Source organism: Alkalihalobacillus sp. TS-13 (genome assembly GCF_019720915.1).
In the GTDB taxonomy this organism is placed as follows: domain Bacteria; phylum Bacillota; class Bacilli; order Bacillales; family Fictibacillaceae; genus Pseudalkalibacillus.
In genome coordinates this window covers 2915546-2940050 of record NZ_JAHKSI010000001.1, presented here as the reverse complement: position 1 = coordinate 2940050, position 24505 = coordinate 2915546, and the positions used below count along the sequence as shown (strand labels likewise).

General features: G+C 42.4%; 22 protein-coding genes. All 22 read left to right on the top strand.

Going from position 1 to position 24505, the window contains the following annotated elements:
• The first annotated feature begins 198 nt into the window (after positions 1–198).
• The 22 genes from KOL94_RS14175 to argH all read left to right on the top strand — a co-directional run bounded on the left by KOL94_RS14175 (position 199) and on the right by argH (position 24325).
• Positions 199–1686 carry a S8 family serine peptidase gene (locus tag KOL94_RS14175; protein WP_221567052.1) on the top strand — a complete coding sequence of 496 codons (1488 nt, stop codon included), beginning with the start codon at positions 199–201 and terminating at the stop codon, positions 1684–1686.
• 259 nt (positions 1687–1945) lie between these two features.
• On the top strand, positions 1946–2299 hold the full coding sequence (locus KOL94_RS14170) for a 2Fe-2S iron-sulfur cluster-binding protein (protein WP_221567050.1): 354 nt from the start codon (positions 1946–1948) through the stop codon (positions 2297–2299).
• A gap of 68 nt (positions 2300–2367) precedes the next feature.
• The gene (locus KOL94_RS14165) at positions 2368–2574 is read left to right on the top strand and encodes a hypothetical protein (RefSeq protein WP_221567049.1); all 207 of its coding nucleotides are present in this window, start codon (positions 2368–2370) and stop codon (positions 2572–2574) included.
• Between the two features lie 31 nt (positions 2575–2605).
• A complete protein-coding gene (locus KOL94_RS14160; protein WP_221567048.1) occupies positions 2606–3073 on the top strand; it encodes a RidA family protein in 468 nt (155 codons plus the stop codon).
• Positions 3074–3287: 214 nt separating this feature from the next.
• The gene (locus tag KOL94_RS14155; protein ID WP_221567047.1) at positions 3288–4238 is read left to right on the top strand and encodes an acetylxylan esterase; all 951 of its coding nucleotides are present in this window, start codon (positions 3288–3290) and stop codon (positions 4236–4238) included.
• Positions 4239–4605: 367 nt separating this feature from the next.
• Positions 4606–5631, top strand: coding sequence for a LacI family DNA-binding transcriptional regulator (locus tag KOL94_RS14150; RefSeq protein ID WP_221567728.1), 1026 nt, complete (start codon positions 4606–4608; stop codon positions 5629–5631).
• On the top strand, positions 5624–6574 hold the full coding sequence (locus tag KOL94_RS14145) for a sugar kinase (RefSeq protein WP_221567045.1): 951 nt from the start codon (positions 5624–5626) through the stop codon (positions 6572–6574). The genes KOL94_RS14150 and KOL94_RS14145 overlap by 8 nt, the downstream gene beginning before the upstream one ends.
• Before the next feature lie 155 nt (positions 6575–6729).
• Entirely contained in the window at positions 6730–7770 is a 1041-nt protein-coding gene (gene allD, locus KOL94_RS14140) for an ureidoglycolate dehydrogenase (RefSeq protein WP_221567044.1), read from the top strand.
• A 24-nt stretch (positions 7771–7794) separates the two neighbouring features.
• Positions 7795–8790, top strand: a complete 996-nt coding sequence (locus tag KOL94_RS14135) for a TRAP transporter substrate-binding protein (RefSeq protein WP_311775145.1) — start codon at positions 7795–7797, stop codon at positions 8788–8790.
• 107 nt (positions 8791–8897) lie between these two features.
• Positions 8898–9377 (top strand): TRAP transporter small permease, encoded by a 480-nt coding sequence (locus KOL94_RS14130; RefSeq protein ID WP_221567042.1) that lies wholly within the window; start codon positions 8898–8900, stop codon positions 9375–9377.
• The gene (locus KOL94_RS14125; RefSeq protein WP_221567040.1) at positions 9374–10648 is read left to right on the top strand and encodes a TRAP transporter large permease; all 1275 of its coding nucleotides are present in this window, start codon (positions 9374–9376) and stop codon (positions 10646–10648) included. Before KOL94_RS14130 ends, KOL94_RS14125 begins: the two co-directional genes overlap by 4 nt.
• 22 nt (positions 10649–10670) lie before the next feature.
• Entirely contained in the window at positions 10671–11687 is a 1017-nt protein-coding gene (locus tag KOL94_RS14120) for a zinc-binding alcohol dehydrogenase family protein (RefSeq protein ID WP_221567039.1), read from the top strand.
• A gap of 287 nt (positions 11688–11974) precedes the next feature.
• The gene (locus KOL94_RS14115) at positions 11975–12586 is read left to right on the top strand and encodes a bifunctional 2-keto-4-hydroxyglutarate aldolase/2-keto-3-deoxy-6-phosphogluconate aldolase (RefSeq protein WP_221567727.1); all 612 of its coding nucleotides are present in this window, start codon (positions 11975–11977) and stop codon (positions 12584–12586) included.
• Between the two features lie 18 nt (positions 12587–12604).
• Positions 12605–13708, top strand: a complete 1104-nt coding sequence (gene uxuA / locus KOL94_RS14110) for a mannonate dehydratase (protein WP_221567038.1) — start codon at positions 12605–12607, stop codon at positions 13706–13708.
• On the top strand, positions 13677–14513 hold the full coding sequence (locus KOL94_RS14105) for an SDR family oxidoreductase (RefSeq protein WP_221567037.1): 837 nt from the start codon (positions 13677–13679) through the stop codon (positions 14511–14513). The genes uxuA and KOL94_RS14105 overlap by 32 nt, the downstream gene beginning before the upstream one ends.
• 223 nt (positions 14514–14736) lie before the next feature.
• Positions 14737–16062, top strand: coding sequence for a YjiH family protein (locus KOL94_RS14100; protein WP_221567726.1), 1326 nt, complete (start codon positions 14737–14739; stop codon positions 16060–16062).
• Positions 16063–16089: 27 nt separating this feature from the next.
• Positions 16090–17283 carry an iron-containing alcohol dehydrogenase gene (locus KOL94_RS14095; protein ID WP_221567036.1) on the top strand — a complete coding sequence of 398 codons (1194 nt, stop codon included), beginning with the start codon at positions 16090–16092 and terminating at the stop codon, positions 17281–17283.
• A 528-nt stretch (positions 17284–17811) separates the two neighbouring features.
• The gene (locus tag KOL94_RS14090; RefSeq protein WP_221567035.1) at positions 17812–18975 is read left to right on the top strand and encodes an ROK family transcriptional regulator; all 1164 of its coding nucleotides are present in this window, start codon (positions 17812–17814) and stop codon (positions 18973–18975) included.
• A 16-nt stretch (positions 18976–18991) separates the two neighbouring features.
• The gene (locus KOL94_RS14085) at positions 18992–20086 is read left to right on the top strand and encodes an extracellular solute-binding protein (protein WP_260412321.1); all 1095 of its coding nucleotides are present in this window, start codon (positions 18992–18994) and stop codon (positions 20084–20086) included.
• Positions 20087–20135: 49 nt separating this feature from the next.
• Positions 20136–21215, top strand: a complete 1080-nt coding sequence (locus tag KOL94_RS14080) for an ABC transporter ATP-binding protein (RefSeq protein WP_221567033.1) — start codon at positions 20136–20138, stop codon at positions 21213–21215.
• Positions 21215–22900: an ABC transporter permease gene (locus KOL94_RS14075; protein WP_260412320.1), complete on the top strand. Its 1686-nt coding sequence runs from the start codon at positions 21215–21217 to the stop codon at positions 22898–22900. Before KOL94_RS14080 ends, KOL94_RS14075 begins: the two co-directional genes overlap by 1 nt.
• Positions 22901–22918: 18 nt before the next feature.
• On the top strand, positions 22919–24325 hold the full coding sequence (gene argH, locus KOL94_RS14070) for an argininosuccinate lyase (protein ID WP_221567032.1): 1407 nt from the start codon (positions 22919–22921) through the stop codon (positions 24323–24325).
• Positions 24326–24505 lie beyond the last annotated feature (180 nt).

Sequence of the window (24505 nt, the reverse complement as noted above, 5' to 3'; positions counted from 1 at the left end):
GTCTTATTTCCTATCTTTTCATCACGATTCAACAAAGTGTTAATTATTTTTTGCAATTTCGGGAAATTCACCATTTCTAAATAACCAAATTATGTCATTAAATGTCGGAATTTGATAAATCCATCGAAAAGGAGTCCTTTCAAAATAGTTGAATAAATATCGTGCAACAAGAAAACAAAACTTGAAAGGATGAAGTATATGAAAAGGGGATTATTACTAGTTTTAGGTGTTTTACTTGCTTTTTCATCATTTAGTTTCAGTGCATTTGCATCACCGCAAGAAACATCCAGCTCAAAGCAGGCATTTTTAGTTGTTTTTAAATCTGAAAACAGCCTGCCTGCCAATTACAAATCAATCATTGAGAAGGCTGGGGGAGAAGTATCATATGAGGTAGCTAAGATTGGAACTGTTGAGGCTAAAACTTCCAGCCCTACTACATTTATTAAATCATTAGTAAAAAACACAAATGTTGCGAGCCTTGCTCCTTCTTTGGAAGTATCTTTAGATTTACCTGAAGTTGAGGTAACTATTTCTGATATTGAGCAAAGTGAATTAGAACCTGTTCCAGCTGACGAAAGCATTTGGGAAGCTGGCTGGCAATGGGATATCGAACGGGTAACGAATAAAGGTGCGAGCCATGCCGTTTCAAGTGGCAGTAAAGATGTGGTCGTCGGTATCATCGACACTGGTATTGACTTTGATCACCCTGATTTAAAGGATAATATTGTTGATGGTTCAAAAACATTCGTTCCTGGAACAACAGATGCAAAGGATTTCAACAGCCATGGTACTCACGTTGCTGGAACAATCGGTGCAGATGGTCGTATTAAAGGGATAGCACCTGATGTTGGACTCCGTGCCTACCGAGTATTCGGTGCAACAGGTGGGGCACAGCAAGCTTGGATTACAGATGCTATTATTGCTGCTGCGGATGACGGTGTAGATGTGATCAACATGAGTTTAGGTGGTACAAGAGTAGTTGGGCAATGGTATTACACAGACCCTGCTACAGGCGAGAAAATCCGTTTAGGTAATGACGCTGCAGATATGGTAGCTTACAACCGTGCCATTCGATATGCTACTAATAAAAATGTAACTGTTGTCGCTTCTGCAGGTAACGACGGCCAGGATTTAAGCAACCCGGCTAAGCTGGCTGATTGGTATAATGATGTATTGGATGCGAATCCAGCCACAGCTGCTTATGATGTTCAAGGTGCTGGGTTTAAAGTACCTGCTCAAATCCCTGGTGTAATTACTGTTTCAGCTCTAGGCGGAGGATTTGGTACAGATGATCGTCTTGCATTCTACTCTAACTATGGAAACGGAAATATTAATCTATCTGCTCCAGGTGGGGATTTAGGCCCTGACTATAATGGAACTCGTGTACCTGGGGATTACAAATGGTTAGTATTGAGTGCCGTTCCGACTTATTTGGATTCGCCAACTGGAAAAGCGCAATTCGGTACGCAAGGTTATGGCTGGAAGGGTGGAACCTCAATGGCTTCACCACAAGTAGCTGGTGTAGCTGCTGCATATATCTCCAAAGTATATGAAGAAACAGGAAAGAAACCATCTCCAAGCCAAGTACAAACAAAATTACAACAAGCAGCGGATGATGCAGGTAAAAAAGGTTTTGATCCGACCTTTGGTCATGGTGTAGTAAATGCGTATAATGCAGTAAAGTAACAGCCTCTTCAATAGTGAAAATTCAATATGGTAAAAGAAAACGACGTTCCAGCATAAAACAATGTTGGTACGCCGTTTTTTATTGCTTTTTTAAATCCATAACGGTCCGCTTGGTATACAACAAACCGCAAATAAGGATAAAGAATTACAAGAAACCAGGATAAAAAGTGAAATATTTCGAAAATTCAGTTGTCAGAATATTTTCAATATGGTATATTGTATACCAAGAAAACAAGAAGATTACAGGGAGGACTGAACGATGCCGAATATTAATTATCTGACGAGCGGTAAAGTGATTGAAGTTCCGGAAAATTCGAATATTCTAAGGATGTCTTTAAGATATGATGGTGATCTCCCGAATAAATGCGGCGGTGGGATTTGTGGGACATGCGTATGTAAGATAGAAGAAGGTGCAGAATTTCTTGATAAGGTGAAAGTCCAAGAACGCCGTAAGTTAGGTGATGAATGGCTGGACAAAGGCTACCGTCTTGGATGCCAGTCGTTTGTGACAAATGGTGATGTTACGGTGTCGTGGGATGAAGAAACTACAAAAACAGTCAAAAAGAGAAAGCCCGATAAAATCAAAAAAGAAAAAGTTTCGGTTGGAAAATAACCAAGTAAATGTACTCAGTTAAAAATGGCTTTCGTTTCAAAAAACAAGAAGGTAACGAGGTGGGAAATATGTGGGTCTGTAAACATCACTTCAAAAAAGCGATCACGCTGTTAGATGTTCCTCATATTCGTAAAGCACCAGCCGGAGCCAAATGTCTGCTATGTCATCGAAACGCAAGCCTGAAATTGTACTACACCCATACTACGTGTAAATTCAAGCTTAGGAAACAGCTTGGAGAGCAGGATGAGGAGCGCTTGATGACTGGGACCTCTTGACACGAATAAATAACAGAAAGGGAAGCTTAAAATGAATTGTGAAAAAGTGGACGAACAGCTTCGATCTCTTGGGTTAGAGTTACCTGATGCACCGAAACCTTCCGGACATTACCTCGGATCCGTAAGAAGCGGCCAGTTTCTATTCATCAGCGGGGTGACTTGTAAATGGAATGGAGAGCTTCCTTACAAAGGTCAGGTAGGAGCGGACTTATCCATAGAAGAGGGATATGAAGCAGCAAAAATCACGACCTTAAACCATCTAGCGATCATAAAGGAAGTTGTCGGATGCTTCAAACTTGTCGATCGAATCGTGAAAGTTACAGGGTATGTGAACTGTGAAAAAGGTTTTGCAGAAGTACCCGGAGTGATTAACGGCTCATCTGAACTCTTAATGCAAGTGTTTGGTGAAAACGGAAAGCACGCCAGATGCGCAGTCGGCGTATGCTCACTCCCAGGAAACGCAGCAGTAGAAACCGACTTACTAGTAGCCTTAAAGTGATAACGGTGCCAGGCACCATTTTGAAACCCTTGCGGCGCTTGGGTTTCTTTTTAGTGCCTGGCACCGTTTGGGATCCCTTGGGGCGCAAGGGTTTCTTTTTGGTGCCTGGTACAGTGTTATTTGTTAAACCCTTGTTATACTACTTTGACAAATAAAATCGAGGTTGCTAATTTTAAAACATTACATAGCAGATGGGTTAAGAAAGGGTGAAAATATGAGGGAAATAGATGCACTTATAAAAGAATATGAAAGTTATCATCCTGAATTGACAAGAAGAGAAGAGTTCAATAGCTTTTGGGAAAATGCGCTTTCCGAATCTAAAACAATTCCATTAAATCCACATGTAGAAAAAATTCTCTATCCAATAAAGCAAGTCCAGGTAGAGCGTGTCACCTATCAAGGAGCATATGAAACACCTATAAGTGCTTATTATATTAAACCAGTTGATACCAAGGAAAAATTAAAATGTATAATTTTTTATCATGGTTACGGAGGTAACAAAGGGGCAATTTCTCAATATATGACCTGGCTAATCCAAGGATATGCAATATTTGCAGTCGATTGCCGCGGAATGGGAGAAACAGGCGATGATAGTACATACTCATTCGGTAATACGGGGAGCTGGGCTACTCAAGGCTTATTGGTGAAAGAAGAATACTATTACTATAAAGTTTGGCTGGACTGTAAACGTGCAGTTGATTTTATCATGACGCAAGATGAAATCGATCCAAACGCTGTATGTCTAATGGGTTCAAGTTTAGGAGGAGGAATAGCGATGGCGGTGGCAGCATTGGATCCGCGGCCGGCTCTTGTGGTAGCAGATGTACCCAATATGTGTGATATTGAACTGACAATAAAGCAAAAAATGGAAGGATCACTTGTTGAAATAGAAAAATTCTTGAAAGTTCATCCAGAATATACGGAGAAAATTCTCACTAATCTGAGCTACTTCGATATTCTTAATCATGCCTCGAACATTAAAAGTAAAATAAGAGTTTCAGTTGCATTTAAAGACCTCATTTGTCCCCCGAAGCCAATCTTTGGCGTATATAATCACATTACATCTGAAAAAAGCATGGAAATATATCCTTTTTCAGGACACGATGCACCCGGAACATCTTCCCATATTGAAAAAACAATCTCTTATGTGAATATGAATCTATAGGGGAAGTAAGATAAATTGAAAAAATAGGAACCCCCTCTGATTAAAAAGAAGGGGTTCATCATTTTGTTTCAATCATTAAGTGTTACAAGTTCATGGAAGCCGGTGCAATCAAAGCGGAAGACCGGTCAAAAATACCACCCTACCTGGTTAGAACTAGAAGAACTGTACAACGTATTCTATGATTTCCAGTTAAAAAGTAAAACACTCTCGATGATTCGAGGGTGTTTTTGTTTAGGTTAAAAAAATCCTAAAAAATTCTGAAATTTCTATTGAAAAGCGCTTACATTTGTTTTATACTTTTCACTAAACCGATTTACTAAACCGATTTAGTAGAAATGAACTTTAGGGAATGAAGATAATTATGCCAATCAATAAAGTTACGATAGGCGATGTCGCCAAACGAGCTGGTGTTTCTAAAAGTACGGTCTCCCAATATCTGAATGAACGATTTGATTACATGGGTGAGGAAACACGTTCAAGAATTAAGAAAGCGATTTCGGAATTGAATTATCAACCGAATGTGGTCGCGAGGAGTTTGAAGAAAAAGAATACGTCAACTATCGGTGTTATTGTGGCAAACATCCTACACAACTTTTCGACACAAGTGATCCGCGCCATTGAGGATGTCTGCAGTGATGAAGGGGTCTCAACGATTGTGTGTAATGCAGATGATGACCCACAGAAAGAAAAAAAGTACATTGAAACCCTCCTTGCAAAGCAAGTCGATGGCTTAATCGTATTTCCGACAAGTGGAAATTCGGAAATTTATCAACGTCTCATCGATGCAAATTTTCCGATTGTATTTATGGACCGCCTAGTCGATGGTTTAACGATGGATACAGTTTTGCTGGACAATGAAAAAGCTTCCCGATTAGCCATTGATCATCTCGTAGAAGGTGGATATGAGCGTATTGCAATCATTACGTCATCATTGATAGAGAACGTGACACCTCGAATAGAGAGGATACAAGGGTACCGTAAAGCTCTAGAAGTTCACAGTCTACCCGTTCGAGAGGAATACATCCGTGGAATGGAAATCCAAGAATTGCAACAGGGGCTTGACGAACTTTTTTCACTAGAGGAACCTCCACAAGCCATTATCACTGGAAACGACCTGACCTTGATGGAGTTTTTGAAATTTGTCACTGAAAATGAGCTTCAGATTGGAAGGGATGTCGGATTGGTGACGATCGATGAAGTATCATTTGCGCCCATTCATTCCCCAACCTTGACTACGGTTGCACAACCAACATTTGAAATGGGAACGAAAGCAGCAAATTTATTATTAAACAAAGTGAAGAAACATAAAGAGTCGGAACCAGATGTATACCGTTTTAATCCGGTATTGATCGTTAGGAAATCAGTTAGGAAAGGAGGTGCTTCATATGATTGATGTGATTACCATCGGAGATGCCATGATAACGATGGATCCTTCCACGACAGGCCCGCTTCGATTCGTTGATACCTATAAACGAAAAGTCGGAGGCGCAGAGCTGAATGTCGCTATCGGTTGTGCAAGGCTTGGTTTAAAGACAGGCTGGATCAGTCGATTGGGGAAAGATGAATTTGGCAGATATATTTACAATTTTACCAGAGGCGAAGGGATTGATGTGTCGAAAGTCCATTTGATGGAAGGGTATCCGACCTCGTTGAACTTTAAGGAAATTCTCGAAGATGGTTCAGGTAAAACATTCTATTATCGCCAGCAGTCGCCGACACTTACTTTGAAACCGGAATCATTAGATGAATCTTATTTTAAGAAAGCGAAACTGCTTCATATAACTGGAGTTTTCCCGGCAGTACATGATCAGAACAGGGCGGTTATCGATCGTGCTGTGGAACTGGCAAAAAAATATGACCTAAAAATATCGATGGATCCGAACATCAGACTGAAGCTTTGGAGTAAAGAGGAAGCCCGCAAAACATTGCTTCAATGGTTACCGGATGTCGATTATCTTTTGACAGGTATAGAAGAAGCAGAAATCCTCTTCGGAACAGATCATATTCCAGAAATGATCGAACATGCCAAACAATACAGCCTTTCACATTTGTTCTTGAAGCTTGGTGAAAAAGGATCGGCTGTTTGGACGCAAAACGGTCTTATAGAAGAACCGCCTCAATTCGTTCCAAAAGTAGTTGATACGGTTGGGGCAGGGGATGGATTTGACGCAGGTGTGCTTTATGGTCTCTTGAATGACTGGGAACTGCCAAAGACCCTGAAGTTTGCAAACATCATCGGTTCAATGGTCGTCAGTGTGAAGGGGGATAATGAGGGCTTGCCATATTTGGAAGATGTCCTGATGAAATTAGAAGGGGAGAGATTCATTGAAAGATGAAGGTCCGATGATCCAATTGCCCTCGACCGGTTGACGAAGCACAGATGCACCGATATTGCTTGATGCAATCGTAATCGCACTGACCGAGGAAACAGGAAATTTACATGAAGTGATGAATCAACAGCATGTAAACCTTGAGTGAGAGGAATGGTCTTATGCCTGAAGTCATTGTACAAAAAGGAGAATTGAAGGACCTTGTTGTTCAAAAACTCACCGCAGCTGATGTGATTGAAGAACATGCGAGGGTAGTAGCAGATGTCCTGGTTCATGCCGATTTAAGAGGGATCCACTCCCATGGCGTCTTGCGTACTGAACATTATGTCAAAAGATTGAACGAAGGTGGGATGAACCCTATGCCAGCGTTTACCATTGAACAGAAAGGGATGTCGGCTGCTTTATTTAACGGGGATAACGGAATGGGCCATGTGGTCGTAAAAGAAGCGATGGACCATGCGATTGAATTGTCCAAGGAAAATGGCATCGGTATTGTCGGAATCGTGAACAGCAGTCATTGCGGCGCTTTATCATATTTTGCCGAGCAAGCGGCAGCAGAAGAGACGATCAGCATGATCATGACACAAACAGACAGCGCCGTAGTCCCTTTCGGTGGTTCGGAACCTTATTTCGGGACGAACCCGATTGCTTATGGTTTCCCTGCTAAAGAACAAAAACCGATCATTCTCGATATGGCTACGAGCAATGTCGCCCTAGGAAAGATTCTCCATGCCAGGGAACAAGGAACATCAATTCCGGATAACTGGGGAGTCGATGACAATGGGAAGCAGGTCACTGACCCGAATCTTGTCAAACACTTGTTACCAGTGGGAGGTCCGAAAGGGTATGGACTTGCGTTGACAGTCGATGTAATGACAGGCATATTGACGGGTTCAGCTTTTGGGCCGAATATCACCACCATGTATGGGGACTATGGAAAAAACCGTCGCCTAGCTCATGTCATCATAACGATTGATCCAGGCCTTTTTATAGATAAGGAACAATTCCTATCGAATATCGATCAGATGATCAATGAACTGCACGAGGTTAAGCCTGCTGAAGGATTTTCGGCTGTAATGGTTCCAGGTGAGCCAGAACAATTGAAAGAAGAAGTAAGATCCAACGAGGGAATCCCGGTTTCCCAGAGTATCTACGATTATTTGAAACTTGATTCTACAAGTGTTCTAAAAAATTCAAATTAAATTAAAGTCAGGAGGATTTATATGATGAAAAAGTGGTTTAGTTTATTGATGGTTTCAGTCATGGTCTTTGCTTTGGCTGCATGTAGCGGAGCAAATGAGTCGGGTGGTTCAGGGGATAAGACGACTTGGAAATTAGGACATCTCGGTAATGAAGATCACGTTTGGCATAAAACGGCTGAAAAATTCGCTGAGCTAGTTGATGAAAAAACAAATGGGAAACTAGAAATCAAAATTTTTCCTAACGAACAATTAGGTGGGGAGACAGAGGTTTTGAACAGTATTGAAGCTGGGACAGTCGACATGACGATCTCAGGTGAAACGATGCAGAACTGGGCAGAAGAAGCAGCCCTTTTAGCAGTACCTTACGCATTTCAAGGGCAAGATCATATGAAAAAAGTGGTAGAAGGTGAAATCGGTGGTGAAATTGAAAGCGCAATCAAAGAGAAAGTAGGCGTTACACCGCTTTATTATCACATGCGTGCTCCGCGTAATTTGACATCAAGTAAGCCAATCGAAACACCAGAGGATCTGAATGGATTCAAAATGCGGGTACCAAACGTTCCGTTGTTCATGGATGCGTGGAAAGAAGCAGGAGCACGACCTCAAGTAATGGACTTCAGCGAAGTATTTACAGCTCTACAGCAAAAAGTGATTAATGGACAAGAAAATCCAGTTGACCTAATTCATAGTGCAGGACTTTATGAAGTCCAAAAATATGTAAACAGGACTGAACATGTCTATTCTTGGATTTATGTAGTGGTAGGAAATAAACAGTTTGAAGCTTTGGATAAAGAAACTCAAGCTGCAGTAAAAGAAGCGGCTGAAGAAGCACAAGCATATGGACAGGAATTATTTGAAAAAGAAACTGCTGAATATGAAAAGAAATTAGAAGATGAAGGTATGGAATTTGTAGAAGTAGATCAAGAAGCGTTTGCTGAAGCTATGAAACCTGCCATCGAAAAGAGTTTATCTGAAGAACAGTTGAAATTATATGAAAAGATTTTAGAATCGGCTGAATGATCTTAGTAAGGTTGGCTCATAAGTTGTCTTCCTCTTTTACTATGAATTGTCAGAGAGTAGACATGATGAGCCAGCCATATTCAATAATTAGAAAAGGAGAGAGCTGTATGATAGCCGTTAAGATTATGAGCCGCATCCTGAAACTATTGACTATACTTTCATTTTCTGCCCTTATCGTGGTTGTTTTGATGCAAGTGGTGGGGAGGTATACCCCGGCATCCTTCGTATGGACAGAAGAGCTCTCTCGTTTTCTATTTATTTATTCAATTGCCTTTGCAGCACCTGTAGCAATGGAAAAACGAGAGTACGTAAGGGTTGATTTGCTTGTAAGCATTTTACCGGAAAAAATCAGAAAGTATTATGACGCCTTGATCTACCTGGTGCTGGGAATCTTTTCAGCTTCACTGATCAATTATGCCTATCAATTTTCATTGATCGGGCAGAACCAATCATCTGCAACGTTGACGATCAAGATGTTTTACATTTATTCAAGCATGACGATTACATTTGCGTTTTTAGCATTGTACAGTCTCTTGAACATCTATCATGTCATTACTCAGAATAACGAAGAGGGTGTAGAACAATGATGGCACTGATCCTTTTTATATCTTTTTTGGTTCTAATCTTTCTAGGAGTACCTATTGCATTCAGCCTGGGGCTCTCATCGCTGATCTATATCCTGATGGTTGATATCCCGCTCAACATTATTCCACAAAAGATGTTTGAAGGAATCAATTCATTCGTTTTATTGTGTATTCCGGGGTTTATTCTGGCGGGTAACTTGATGAATGCCGGGGGAATCACCGAGAGAATCATCACCTTTACTAATAATTTGATCGGACATATACGTGGAGGGCTAGGTCTCGCAAATGTCGGGTCTTCGATGGGGTTTGCCGGAATTTCCGGGACAGCACTAGCGGATACGGCAAGTATTGGCTCCGTCCTTATACCAGCTATGAAAAAAGAGGGATATGGCGCTCCGTTCTCTGTTGCAGTAACATCATCCTCTTCAACAATAGGTCCGATCATCCCACCTTCATTACCGATGATCATCGTTGGTACTCTTGCCACCGTTTCAATCGGAGATCTATTTTTGGCAGGGACCATTCCAGGTATTTTGTTAGGGATCGGACTGATGATCGTCACTTATATCATTTCCGTAAAACGTAAATATCCAAAAGGAGAACGTCAAAAGTTACCTACGATTGTTAAATCGTTCTGGGGTGCATTCTGGGCGTTGATGATGACAGTCGTCATATTGTTTGGTATCTTAAGTGGTTATTTCACTCCAACTGAAGCATCCATTGTAGCTGTCGTATATGCGTTGCTAGTCGGAATGTTCATTTATAGAGATTTGAAGGTTCATCAGCTGCCTAAAATTTTACTAGATTCGATGGTAAGTACCGCAGGGATTATGGTCCTTGTAGGTTTCGCCAATCTGTTTGGCTGGGTGCTTGTAAGTGAACAAATCCCTCAACTGGTTGCAGATACAATCCTATCAATCTCTGAGAATCCGATCATTGTCATTTTACTTTTGAACCTGCTGCTTTTATTCGTAGGAACATTCATGGAGACGATTGCCGCTCTTGTCATCTTATTTCCTGTACTGTTGCCGGTTGCTGCCCAAATCGGTATGGACCCTGTCCACTTCGGTGTCATGATGGTCCTGAACTTGATGATCGGCCTTTCAACACCACCAGTCGGGGTGTGCTTGTTTGTTGCATCTAGTATTGGGAAAGTACCGATTGGAAGGGCATCCGTCGCTTTACTGCCGTTTTTAGGTGTAAGTCTAGTTGTTCTATTGCTCGTAAGCTTTGTGCCTCAATTGACTATGTATTTACCAAGTCTATTTGATTAGGAAAAAAGAGGGGGAGAGATTCATGAAAGCCATCCAGGTATCAGAACCAGGAAATATAAGTGTAGTAGAAGTAGAAGAACCAGAATTAGCAGGTTCTAACGAAGTCAAAATCCGAATGAGAGCCATGGGGATCTGTGGTTCAGATATGCATATCCTACATGGTGAAAATCCATTTGCATCCTATCCGCGTATCATCGGACATGAAGTAGCCGGAGAAGTGATGGAGGTTGGCGATTCTGTTTCGAGGGTAGGGGTTGGCGATAAAGTTGTGGTCGAACCGATGACATCATGCGGGACATGTTATGCATGTAGACAGGGCAGACCGAATGTATGTGTAAATGTTGAAGTTTACGGAGTCCATCGGGAAGGTGGCGGAAGGGAAATAATGTCCATTCCTGATCACCTTGTCCATAAAGTGGATGACAGACTGGATTGGTCTGAAATCGCCTTGATCGAGCCCTTTACGATAGGGGCGCAGTCCGTTTACCGTGGCGATGTCAAAGAAGACGATATGGTCTTTATCATAGGAGCTGGTCCGATCGGCTTATGTTGCTTAAAAGTTGCGAAGGAAGCCGGGGCGAAGGTAGCGATTTCTGATTTCAATGAAGAACGATTGGCCTTTGCCGAAAAGTGGGGAGCAGACTTTACAGTTAACCCAGGCGAAGGAAGTGTAGTAAATCAAGTATTGGACTGGACAGAAGGTATGGGTGCGAATGTTGTTATTGATGCGGTGGGACTTCCGCAAACAGTCGAACAGGCGATTGAAGTGACTTCGGTAGCTGCAAGAGTGGTGTTACTTGGATTTCATAGTTCACCATCACAAATTCCACAGGTGGATATCACGAAAAAAGAACTGACGATTTGCGGTTCCCGCTTGCAGACGGATCGTTTTCCTAAAGTAGTCGAACTTTTCAACACGCTTAAGTTCGACGTTAAAGACCTGGTCAGTCATGAATTTTCAATCAATGACACAGAAAAAGCGTTCAAATTGATGGAGTCCCCGCCATCGTCTGTCCGAAAAGTCATCATTAAGTTGTAAGCCAGTAAGCTTTAAATCGGTGCCTTACATCGGTGCCAGGCACCGAACCGGAAGCCTTGCAGGAGAAGGGATTCAAATCGGTGCCAGGCACCAAACTGGAAGCCTTGCAGGAGAAGGGATCCGAATCGGTGCCTGGCACCGAACCGGAAGCCTTGAGAGACAAGGGATTCAAATCGGTGCCAGGCACCAAATAACAGCCTTAGAGCCTCAATGGTTCTCAAACGGTGCCAGGCACGCAAAAAAGGCACGCAAAAAAGGCACGCAAAAAAGGAGGTTTTGCTTTGTTTATGAAACATTCTACTTTGGCGAAGATTACGGATTCGAAAATTGTTGCTGTCATTCGTGGTCAAAATCCGGAAGAAGCGGTTCAAGTAGCAAAAGGTGCTATAGAAGGCGGCATACAAACAATCGAGTTGACTTATACAACACCTCAAGTTGATGAAGTTATCCGTAAGCTGAGAAAGGAAGACGCCTTAATAGGTGCTGGGTCAGTTCTTGATCCTGAAACTGCACTCAATGCTATTTTATTAGGTGCACAGTTTATCGTCAGCCCGCATTTCAACAAAGAAATCGCCACCTTATGCAACAGACATGGAATACCTTACATGCCAGGTTGTATGACGATCCGTGAAATGGTTGAAGCGATGGAAGCAGGATGCGACGTACTCAAACTGTTTCCTGCAAACGAATTCGATCCATCGTTCATCCGATCGGTGAACGGACCATTGCCACATGCCCGTCTGATGCCTACAGGGGGGATAAATCTGGATAATATGACCGATTGGCTCGAAGCTGGAGCGGTTGCATTAGGGATAGGCAGCGATTTGAACAAAGCTTATAAACAGGGTGGATATGAAGCTGTAGTAACACTAAGCCAGCAATACGTTCACAAATGTTAGAAACAGAGGAGGCTTGTTATGAATATCACATTTCGCTGGTATGGCCGGGACAATGATACGGTCACATTGGAACAGGTCAAGCAGATTCCAGGAGTGAAAGGGATCGTTTGGGCCCTTCACAAAGTTCCAGCAGGAGAAGTTTGGAAAAAGGAAGAGATCCTTGCTGAAACGAAATACATTCAATCTTTCGGATTCCACACGGACGTCGTAGAAAGTGTAAACGTCCATGAGTCGATCAAACTAGGTGACAAAGACCGGGATAAGTATATTGAAAACTACAAACAGACAATCCGTAATTTGGCCGAAGCTGGAGTGAAAGTCATCTGTTATAATTTCATGCCGATCTTTGATTGGACTCGTACGGAAATGTTCCATCCATTAGAGGACGGTTCGACAGCTTTATTTTATGAAAAAGAAAAAGTAGAGCATCTGGATCCGAAGAAGCTCCTTCAAACAGTCTCCGAAGCATCTGACCTCACATTACCGGGGTGGGAACCTGAAAAGATGGCCCGTATTTCAGAACTGTTCGAAGCCTATAAGGGTGTAGATGAAGAACAACTTTGGGGTAATCTGGAGCATTTTCTTAAGGAAATTTTACCTGTAGCAGAGGCGAATGGTATAAAAATGGCGATACATCCGGATGATCCACCCTGGTCTATTTTCGGATTGCCCCGGATCATCACTGGTGAAACGAGTTATGAACGTCTGTTAGAAATTTCAGCTTCTCCTTCAAACGGGATTACAATGTGCACCGGTTCGATGGGGGCTGATCCTTCGAACGACATGGTCCAAGTGGCGAAAAAATATGCTGAACGCGCACCTTTTTCCCATATCCGGAATGTAAAAATCTTTGAAAACGGGGATTTTGTAGAAACGTCACATTACACACAGGACGGATCCATTCATATTCAAGGTATTGTCGATGAATTAAGTCGACAAAATTATGATGGTTACGTAAGACCGGATCACGGTCGTCACATTTGGGGAGAAAATTGCCGGCCAGGTTACGGCCTTTATGACCGCGCACTAGGAATCATGTATTTGCTTGGATTATGGGACGCTTACGAAACAAAAAGGAAGGGTGAGGAGATTGATTCCCAAGCATCAAAACTTACAAGATAGAGTCGCCGTCGTTACTGGCGGTAGTGGAGTCTTGTGTTCTCGGATGGCTCTTGAACTTTCGCGACATGGTGTGAAAGTAGTGATCCTTAATAGAACGGCTGAAAAAGGACAAAAAGTGGTGGATGAAATCCGTGAATCGGGAGGTACTGCTATTTCCATCGTAGCTGATGTATTGAATCGTATCTCATTAGAAACCGCAAGAGAAGAAATCATCAAGACATTCGGCCGTATCGATCTATTGATTAATGGAGCAGGCGGAAATCACCCAGACGCAATCACGGATTCAGAAAAACACGAAGACATTGAAAAAGAAAAATCATTTTTCGATTTGGACGAAAATGGGTTCAAAAGTGTTTTTGACAGTAATTTCACCGGATCATTCCTGGCAAGCCAAGTATTCGGTAGAGCACTGTTGAAAGCAGAGTCCCCAGCAATTCTGAATATCTCTTCAATGAGTGCCTATTCTCCAATGACAAAAGTACCTGCTTATAGCGCGGCAAAAGCTTCAATTAATAATTTTACGATGTGGATGGCAGTACACTTTGCTGAAGCTGGACTAAGAGTAAATGCGATCGCACCAGGCTTTTTCTTGACCACGCAAAACAGAAAGCTACTGCTGAATGAAGATGGCAGTCATACAGCAAGATCTGAAAAGATTATTACGGGGACACCTATGAAACGGTTTGGAAAACCTGAAGACTTGCTCGGAACCATGCTCTGGCTGGCAGACGAATCCTATTCAAGTTTTGTAACTGGTACAACAGTTCCGGTTGACGGTGGTTTCATGGCCTATTCAGGGGTTTGAATTAATTTGAATGATAATGAGGTTGGCTGAACGGATATTGACTCGTTTGGCCAGCCTTTTTTATGCGCAGATTCATGGAAATCAACTCGATTAAAAAAAAGAAAATATAAACCAAAGAGGATTTGGAGTACTTATATCTAAATTAATGGGTAGCAGAGTGGGTATTAAATACACTCAGTTGTCTGAATATTGCGTTAAATGAGGAGGTTTTCAGATGTCCCATATGAATACCGGGGTGAACCCGGAAATTCCTACGCCATCACAGAGATCGGCTTTAGGGAAGTTCGTATTTTTGAGCGCAATCGGGATTTTCATGTTTTTCATCCCGATTATGGTTAATGAGAAATCGTCAATCCCACTCGATCATCTCGTTACATGGGTTCAGGCTACCTTTCCTGCGCTGGTTCCGTATTATGCCCTGCTTGTCATTTTACTTGGGGCTGCCTATCCTTTTTATTCAAAAACATGGAGGAAGGACAACGTCACAATCGTGTTCTCGTTGCTCAAAGTACTTGGTTTGTTCGCGTCAATTCTGATCATGTTCAAGCTTGGTCCGGCCTGGATGATGACACCGAACATGGGACCGTTCCTATTTGAAAAGCTGGTCATCCCAGTCGGTCTGCTTGTGCCAATCGGGGCGGTATTCCTTGCTTTACTCGTAGGTTATGGATTGCTCGAGTTTATCGGAGTCCTTGTCCAGCCAATCATGCGTCCCATCTGGAGAACGCCAGGGCGTTCGGCAATTGATGCGGTTGCGTCATTCGTTGGAAGCTATTCGATTGGTCTGTTGATTACGAACCGCGTTTTTAAGGAAGGGAAGTACACGATCAAGGAAGCAACCATTATCGCTACAGGATTTTCAACGGTTTCCGCTACGTTCATGATCGTGGTAGCAAACACCCTTGACTTGATGGAAATTTGGAATACATACTTCTGGGTGACCTTGTTTGTAACGTTTCTAGTTACGGCGATTACAGTCCGCATCTACCCGCTGAGAAGCATGAGCGATGACTATTATCAAGGTATGGAAGGTACTCCGGAACCAAAGCCGACCGGCAACCGGGTGAAAAGTGCGTGGTCCCAGGCGATGGATGCAGCTAAGAACGCACCAACATTCGAGAAAAACATCTGGGTTAATCTGAAGGATGGCTTCACCATGACGATGGCGATCCTGCCTTCAATCATGTCAGTAGGTTTGCTTGGTCTCATGCTTGCGGAATTCACTCCATTTTTCGATATTTTAGGCTATATCTTTTATCCATTCACTGCGCTGTTACAAATTCCAGAGCCGTTACTAGCCGCTAAAGCAGCAGCCATTGAGATCGCTGAGATGTTTTTGCCAGCATTACTAGTCGTGGATGCACCTCTAGTCACGCGCTTTGTCATCGGTGTTTTATCTGTATCTGCCATCATGTTCTTCTCAGCATTGATTCCGTGTATTCTGTCGACTGAAATCCCGCTCAGCATATGGAAAATGATGCTCATCTGGGTTGAACGTACAATTCTTACACTCATCATCGTGACTCCAATCGCTTATTTGGTACTCTGACAAACGATCAAAAAGGAGAGGGATCAAGTGGAGAAATTCGCAATACTTCGGACACCACAAGAAATCTATTATGGTCGTGGAGCTCTTGATAACGTAGGATTAGAAGCTGCAGTAAAAGGTAAAAAGGCACTCATTGTCAGTGACAAAGTGATGGACGGATTCGGGTATGTCTCGAAATGCCGGGACTTTCTTAAAAAAGAAGGTGTTGAGACTGAGGTTTATCTAGGAATCGAATCTGAGCCGACAGATCATTATGTAAGTGAGGCTTTAGAACTTTTAAAAGCTGAACAGTGTGATCTGGTCATATCTCTCGGCGGAGGGAGCTGTATCGATACGGCGAAGGCCATAGCAGTCTTAGCAAACAACGAGGGGTACATTGGTGACTACAGACCTAATCGAGAAAAAGTAATGAACAAACCGCTGCCACACATCGCAATCCCGACGACTGGCGGGACAGGATCTGAAGCGACGGATGTAACGGTCATTACGAATACAACTGACGATATTAAAATGATGATCAAACAGTCGCCATTCATGCCAGAGGTGGCGATTGTCGATCCGCTGCTGACCGTTTCATCACCACAAACTATCACAGCCGCCACTGGCGTGGATGCTCTTAGTCACGCAATCGAAGCTTATCTTTCAAAACAAGCCCACCCGATGACGGATACCTTTGCGTTATCGGCCATGAAACTGATCGTGGAAAATCTTTTTACAGCATATAATGACGGGGAAAATATCGACGCACGGGAAGCGATGTCCCTTGGGGCACTTCAAGCAGGAATCGCATTTACGAATGCTTCCGTCTGTCTTGTGCATGGTATGTCCCGGCCGATTGGTGCCCTGTTCCACGTGCCGCATGGCTATTCCAATGCGATGCTATTGCCGGCAGTGTTGGAATACAGCCAAGAAGCATGTATTGATCGATTGGCGGACTTAGGCCGGATTTTCTTACCTGATCAATTCACATCCAATGCAGAGCTGGCTGATATTGCTGTTGAATCTGTAAAAGAGCTTTGCTGGAAGTTGAATATCCCGAATCTCAAAGAATGGGGTATCGATCAAGCAGCTTTTAATCATGCAATCGGAAAAATGGCTGTCGATGCGCTAGACAGCGGGAGCCCCGCCAATAACCCAAGAGTCCCGACACAAGATGAACTCGAACAACTCTATCAAACCTGTTTCGAATACCAGTTTAAGAGTGGAGCAAAGGTAAATTAGATTGGAAGCACTCTCGTAGATACGGGGGTGTTTTTTCATCCTTAACTATGTCGAAAAAGGGAAGCGGACTATGTCGTTCTCCACCCGAAGTATGTCCCTTTGTGGATGGGGAAACTATAAGTAGATTTGGCTACTTCTCATCGAACAAACCGCGTGAGAAGCCGAATCCATCCAAAAAAAGATATCCAGAGAGGAATGCTTAACGAAATTCCCCAAACTACTCCGGTAACGAAATGGTCTTTTCCTTTCATCTAAACTCAACTCCTCGACTTAATGATGACTAGCAGTATGTTCAACATTTTATTCCTTATACTTTAATATTCGTTTAAGTAACAATTCATTAGTCTTGAATTAATTAAAAATTTTAAAAATTAGAAAAAATGAGTATTTCAGCATTATTAAGAGATAAACACCTGATAAAACGATATGAAGAGAATATACAGAGTTTTACAGCCTACCATATATTTCATTACACTAGGTTAATAAGTAAACTTAACAAACTAAATGAGACTGTAAGGAGTTAAGGGAATGCAAAAGGGGAATGCGGCGTACATCAAAAATATGAATACAAAAATTGTATTAGATTGCATCATCGAGCATGAACCGATCTCAAGATCCGAAATATCGAAGAGAGTAAAGATCAGTAAACCGACTGTGTCGCAACTTGTGAATCAATTGTTGGAGGAAGGTTTTGTTTACGAGGTTGGCATGGGGAATTCTACAGCTACAGGCGGAAGAAAACCAGTCCAACTCTGTTTTAATGCATGTAATGCTTATATTATCGGAATCGATATTGGAGGTTCGAAAGTAGCGTCAGGAATAACAGACCTCAAGGGAAAAGTACATGTTTATCGGGAATTTCCTACCCAGGAATTTTTACACAAGGATTTGTTTAGACGCTTACACGAAGATGTCCAAGGCATGCTGAATGACCTTAAATTGACTACTAGCGACGTCCTTGGAATTGGAGTCGGTGTAGCTGGTGTAACAGACGTAAAAAAAGGCCTGGTCATGGAAGCTCCTGCTTTGGAGTGGAAGCAACTCTCTATCAGAGAAAAGCTGGAAGACTACTATGATTTACCGGTTTTTGTGGACAATGATGTAAATATAAGTGTACTAGGTGAACATTGGATTGGAGCAGGCGTAGATAAATCAAACATCATTTATATCTCGATAGGGACTGGAATCGGAAGCGGGATCATACTGAATGGGAATTTGTATCGTGGAAGCAACTATAGTGCCGGCGAGATCGGCTACCAAGTGACCGACAGGCTGATGGCCCGCGATTTCAACCCTGTGGTTAAAGGTTTCGGTTTCCTTGAAAGTATGGCAGGCGGGATTTCGATCGGAGAACAGCTATCTGGAAGATTAAATAAAAAAGTCACTGCAAAAGAAGCTTTTGAATTGGCAGATAAGGGAGATGAAGATGCAAAGGAAGTCATTGACTTTGCGATCGAAAACCTGGGCATCGGGATATCGAATTATATCTCCTTATTAGACCCTGAAATCATCATATTAGGAGGTGGTATCAGCGGATCGTATGCAAGTTTCAAAAAACAGCTTCATGAGATCATTAAAAAATTCACGCCTGGAAAGTGTGAGGTTATTCCTACCCGCTTTGGTAAAGAAGCGGGGGTGATTGGAGCAAGCGCATTGTTCTTAAAAGAATATGATTCTATTTTTAAAATTTGAGAGGGAGGTTTTCGGATTGAAATTTGTTAAGAAAAACACCTATCGGTCATTTCTATCTTTATTAGTGTTCAGTTTGATCTTGGCTGGCTGTATGGCAGGTGATAATAGCTCAGAAGAAGATTCTTCAGAGAATAAAGATAGCGGAAATCTAGAAGATAAAGTTGTCGTGTATTCTCCCCATGGTAAAGATATATTAAGCGAATTCGAAAAGCAGTTCGAAGCTGAGTACGACGTCGATATGGAATTCCTTGATATGGGTTCACAAGAGGTTCTCGACCGTGTTCGCTCTGAGAAGAACAACCCGCAAGCCGATATATGGTGGGGTGCCCCTCAAGTCATGTTTGATGAAGCAAAGTCTGAAGATCTGCTGATGGATTATAAACCTACATATGCTGACTCTTTAGATGAAATGTACCATGATGAAGATTGGGCTTGGTCAGGTACTTCACAGACACCGGAAGTCATTCTGTATAACAATAAAGAGGTATCTGAAGAAGAGGCACCTAAAGATTGGGACGACCTTCTCGATCCCAAATGGGAGGATGAAATCATCATCCGTTACCCATTGGCATCAGGAACAATGCGTACGATCTATTCAGCGATGATTTACCGTTCTTATAAAGATAGCCAGGATCCTCAAGAAGGTTATGAATGGCTTCAAAAACTGGACCAAAACACAAAAGAGTACAGTGCTAACCCTGAAGTCATGTATAACCAGGTGGCAAAAGGCGTCGGAACGATTTCTGTATGGAATATGCCTGATACAGTCATGCTTGCTGAGGAGAAAGGATATCCGTTCAGTTATGTGATTCCGGAAAGCGGCACCCCTGTCTTGACAGAAGGTATAGCAATTGTGAAGGATGCGCCTCACCCAGAAGCAGCGAAAGCATTTTATGAGTTCGTAAATACGAAGGAAGCGGCTAAGCTTTTGGCAGAAAAATACTACCGGATTCCGACACGAAATGATATAGACGGTCTCCCGGATTGGATTGAAAACACGGAAATCAAACCGATGGACATCGATTGGAATGTGTTCCAGGAGAAGTCACCTGAATGGATGGAACATTGGGATCAAGAAATCAAAAGTACAGATAAAGACAAGAGCGAATAACCGTTCCTTGTCCACCTTTACAGAAAGTGAAAAAGGAGAGTTGTTGTCAATGTCAACAGTGAATCTATCCAACATCACGAAAAAGTTCGGAGATGTCACAGCCGTTAAAGAACTTGATTTGAAAATCGAAGAAGGGGAGTTCTTTACATTCCTCGGTCCCAGTGGTTGCGGTAAAACAACAACTCTCAGGATGATCGCGGGGTTCTATTATCCTACTGAAGGAAAAGTGAAGTTCAATGATCGTGATATGACGACAGTGCCACCTGAGAAGCGGAATACGGGCATGGTTTTTCAAAACTATGCTCTTTTCCCGCATATGACCGTAGCTGAAAATGTTGCATTCGGTCTGAAAGTACGAAAGATGGAGCGCTCGAAAATCAGAGAAAAAGTAAAAGAAGTTCTTGGGAAAGTCCGGTTGGAAAAATTCATTGAACGTCAAGTCAGTCAATTGAGTGGTGGTCAACAACAACGTGTGGCGTTGGCGAGAGCTTTGGCGATCGAGCCCGATATTCTGTTGCTGGACGAACCTTTGAGTAATCTTGATGCTAGATTAAGAGATGAAATGAGGACAGAAATTTTACGATTACAAAGGGATTATGGAATTACAACCATCTATGTCACTCATGACCAGGTTGAGGCATTGTCTATGAGCGATCGGATTGCTGTTTTTAGTGAAGGTGAGTGTCAGCAAATTGGCACACCTACAGAAATCTACAATGATCCAGTCAATGACTTTGTAGCTGAATTCATTGGAGAAACGAATCTTTACAATGTTGTTTATGATAACGATAAATTTCATTGCGATGACCTTGGGATGGAGATTCAAATTGAACAATCATTGGATGAACGCCATAAGGGCCAGGAACTGAAAATTTCAATAAGACCAGAAGCGATAAGAATAAGCAATGAAACGATGACAGGTCCGAATGTGTTGAGAGGAAAAGTGAAAATTGTTCAATTTACGGGTGCTGCAGTCCACACGTTGATTGAATTGGCAGAAGGGATTCAACTGAAAGTCACCACTTTAAACGAGGGTTCCTTTACATATCTACAGGAGGGTGTCGGGGTTGATCTTCAATTGCCGCCTGAAAAAATCAGAGTGGTTCCATCAATGAGGGAGAGAGCATAATGTTGAACGCGGAAAAACGGAAGACCGCATTCTTATTGATCCCGATCATATTAGTTTTGGCTGGTTACGTCTTGTATCCATCGATCGAAACGACAATTGAGAGTTTGCAACGGGACGGTGCAGCGACGCTTAAAAACTATGGAGATTTTTTCGGTGCAAAGGCGTCCTCGAATCTAGAAGCACTTTGGAACTCTGTCTACATCTCAATCTTATCTGTATTGTTCAGTGCATTGATAGGAGTACCTCTTGCGTTCATATTTAACCGCTACGACTTTCCGGGACGGAGGTTCTTTTCTGGGGTTGCAATCATGCCAATTGTTTTGCCTTCATTAGTGGGAGTTATGTCATTCATGTTCCTTTATGGAGAAGCTGGTCTTGTGCCGAACGCAATCAAAGACTTGTTCAATCTCTCGAAGGTGCCATTCAGTATCGGAGGCGTCTCAGGAATTCTATTAGTACATGCCTATACGATGTATCCATACTTTTATATGACTTGTTCTTCTGCAATAAACAATATCGATCCATCCCTTGAAGATGCAGCCTATAATCTTGGTTCTAACCGTTGGACTGTTTTCTGGAAGGTTACTTTTCCATTGCTGACACCAGCTCTGGTAGCGGCGTCGTTACTCGTATTCATGGTTTCGATGGCATCCTTCAGTGCTCCGTTCCTATTAGCTGGTGGCTTTCGTGTACTGAGCCTGCAAATCTACTTTTCAAAAATAAATGGCAACTTGGAAATGGCAGCAACACAATCAGTTATTCTCTCAGCTGTCTCAATCTCATTCCTGTTATTTATGAGATGGTTCCAGAACCGCCGTGATTACAGGATGGCCAGTAAAGGCATCGGCGCTCATAGAAGTGAAGTAAGTAATCCATTTCTGAAATGGGTCCTGGTGGTTCTCGGTATACTTGCTATGATCATTTTGCTTTTGCCGCATGCAACCCTATTGATTTTGTCACTGGTACCAGAAGGAACCTGGACGTGGCAGATCTATCCGACGACTTTCAATCTGGAAAACTACATTCTCTTATTTAAAGATACATCGATATGGGATCCTGTCCGGAATAGTTTGTTCATGGCGTTTGTTGCATCCCTGGGGTGTTTTGCATTCGGAATCATCACTTCATATGCGCTCGTCAAAAGGAAGTTCATCGGAAAGAACTTATTGGACATCCTTGTCATGATACCGTGGGCTTTACCTGCAACTGTTGTGGGTATAAACTTGATTTTAGCTTTCAATAAACCCACACCATTTTCGTTTGGTCAAACATTGGTAGGTACTTTTTGGATTTTACCATTAGCCTATTTCATACGGTTCATCCCTCTGGTGGTAAGGTCGACTACAGCTGTATTGGAACAATTGGATGACTCCATTGAGGAAGCAGCCCAGAACTTAGGAGCAAAGTGGTTTTACACTTTCCGTAAAATTGTCCTTCCTATCATTATGCCAGGGGTATTGAGCGGAACATTGCTTGCATTTGTCCAGGCAGTCGGGGAATTTCCGACATCCGTACTCTTATATACACTTAGCAATCGTCCGATCTCGATTGAAATCATGAACCAGTTACGGATGTTCAACCTTGGACAGGCGGCAGCATATGGCATGATACAAGTTGGACTGATCGCGATCGTAATGTTTATTTCATATAAGTTCCTGGGTGTGAAATCGGAAAATACTATGTAAAAAAGAGGTGAAAGTAACGTGAAAACGTATAAGGAAACGTTTGAAGAGCAGGATGGTGCTTCTTTTCCAGGAAAGACCTTTGCAAATGAATTGTTAATGCCTATCTTCCAGGACCAACGTGCTCATTTATTTGAAAGTATGATGCGGGTTCATCGAGCCCATACCCTCATGCTTCAAGAACAACAAATCATCTCTAAACAAGATGCTGAAAAGATTTTATATGCTGTTGATCAAGTTTCGATCATGGACACGAAAACCATCGAATATTCAGCGCAGTATGAAGACTTGTTCTTTTTGATAGAGTCCAAGATTTCTGAAATCATTGGGGTAGAAATTGCTGGAAAAATGCATATCGCTAAGAGCCGGAATGATATGGGAGAAACGATGTATCGAATGGTGATACGTGACTACTTGGGAGAGGTAATGGATGAAGTGAAAAAGCTTGGCCGAGCATTGCTAAACCAGGCAGAGGAACATATTGACACGATCATGCCTGCCCATACCCATACACAACCTGCCCAACCAACTACTTTCGGGCATTACCTGGTTGGAATTTATGATAACTTATCAAGGGATTATGACCGGTTAACAAGCGCCTTCGCTGTGGTCAATCAATCACCGATGGGGGCTTGTGCGATTACCACCACTGGCTTCAATATCAATCGTGAACGTGTGGCTGAACTTCTCCATTTCGACGGTATTGTAGAGAACTCATATGATGCAATCGCAACGGGTGATTATTTGATTGATGCCAGTCAGGCAATCATCAGTTTAATGACGAATATGGGACGTTGGATCCAAGAGCTTTTAAGATTGGCTTCAAAAGAGGTAGGTCTTTTAAGGGTATCGGATGCTTATGTACAAATCAGTAGTATCATGCCCCAAAAAAGGAATCCTGTATCCATCGAACATTGCCGTGCTTTAGCAAGCAGTGCAGTAGGTGAGGGCATGACTGTCCTTCAGATGATCCATAACACGCCTTATGCTGACATCGTGGATACAGAAGATGATTTACAGCCACATTTATATAATGGATTCCAAAAATGCTTACGTGTGCTCAGGCTGATGAGAGCGGTCGTCTCAACGATGAGTATTGACCAGGAACGAGCATTTCAACAGGCAAGGGAGAACATGATCACGATAACGGAATTAGCCGATGTATTGGCAAGGAAGTATGATATACCGTTCAGGGAAGCCCATCATACTGCAAGTCAAATCGCAAGGAAAGCCGATAGCTTAAAGAAAGAGTTGTATGAAATCACAATAGAAGAAGTCAACCAATGGATGGACGGTATCAAGGTTACACAGGAAGATTGGGAAGAAATCGTATGTCCGAAACATTTTGTAGCTCGGCGAAAAGTAACGGGCGGAACGAATGCCATGATCGTTAAGGATATGATTGAAAGAAGAAACTCTCTCTGGTGATCGAAGAAATAGGGGCGTATTAGCGGTTTTTGCTGCCCCGTTCTTTTTTACCATTATGTTCTGCCTGTATTTAATCGATCAGTATGATGACTATAGTTGCGATTAGTCAAAATATGGAGGTGATCGAATTAAGGAATAACGAAATAGTTTGTCACTTGGCAAGCAGTTGATTAGTAAGGT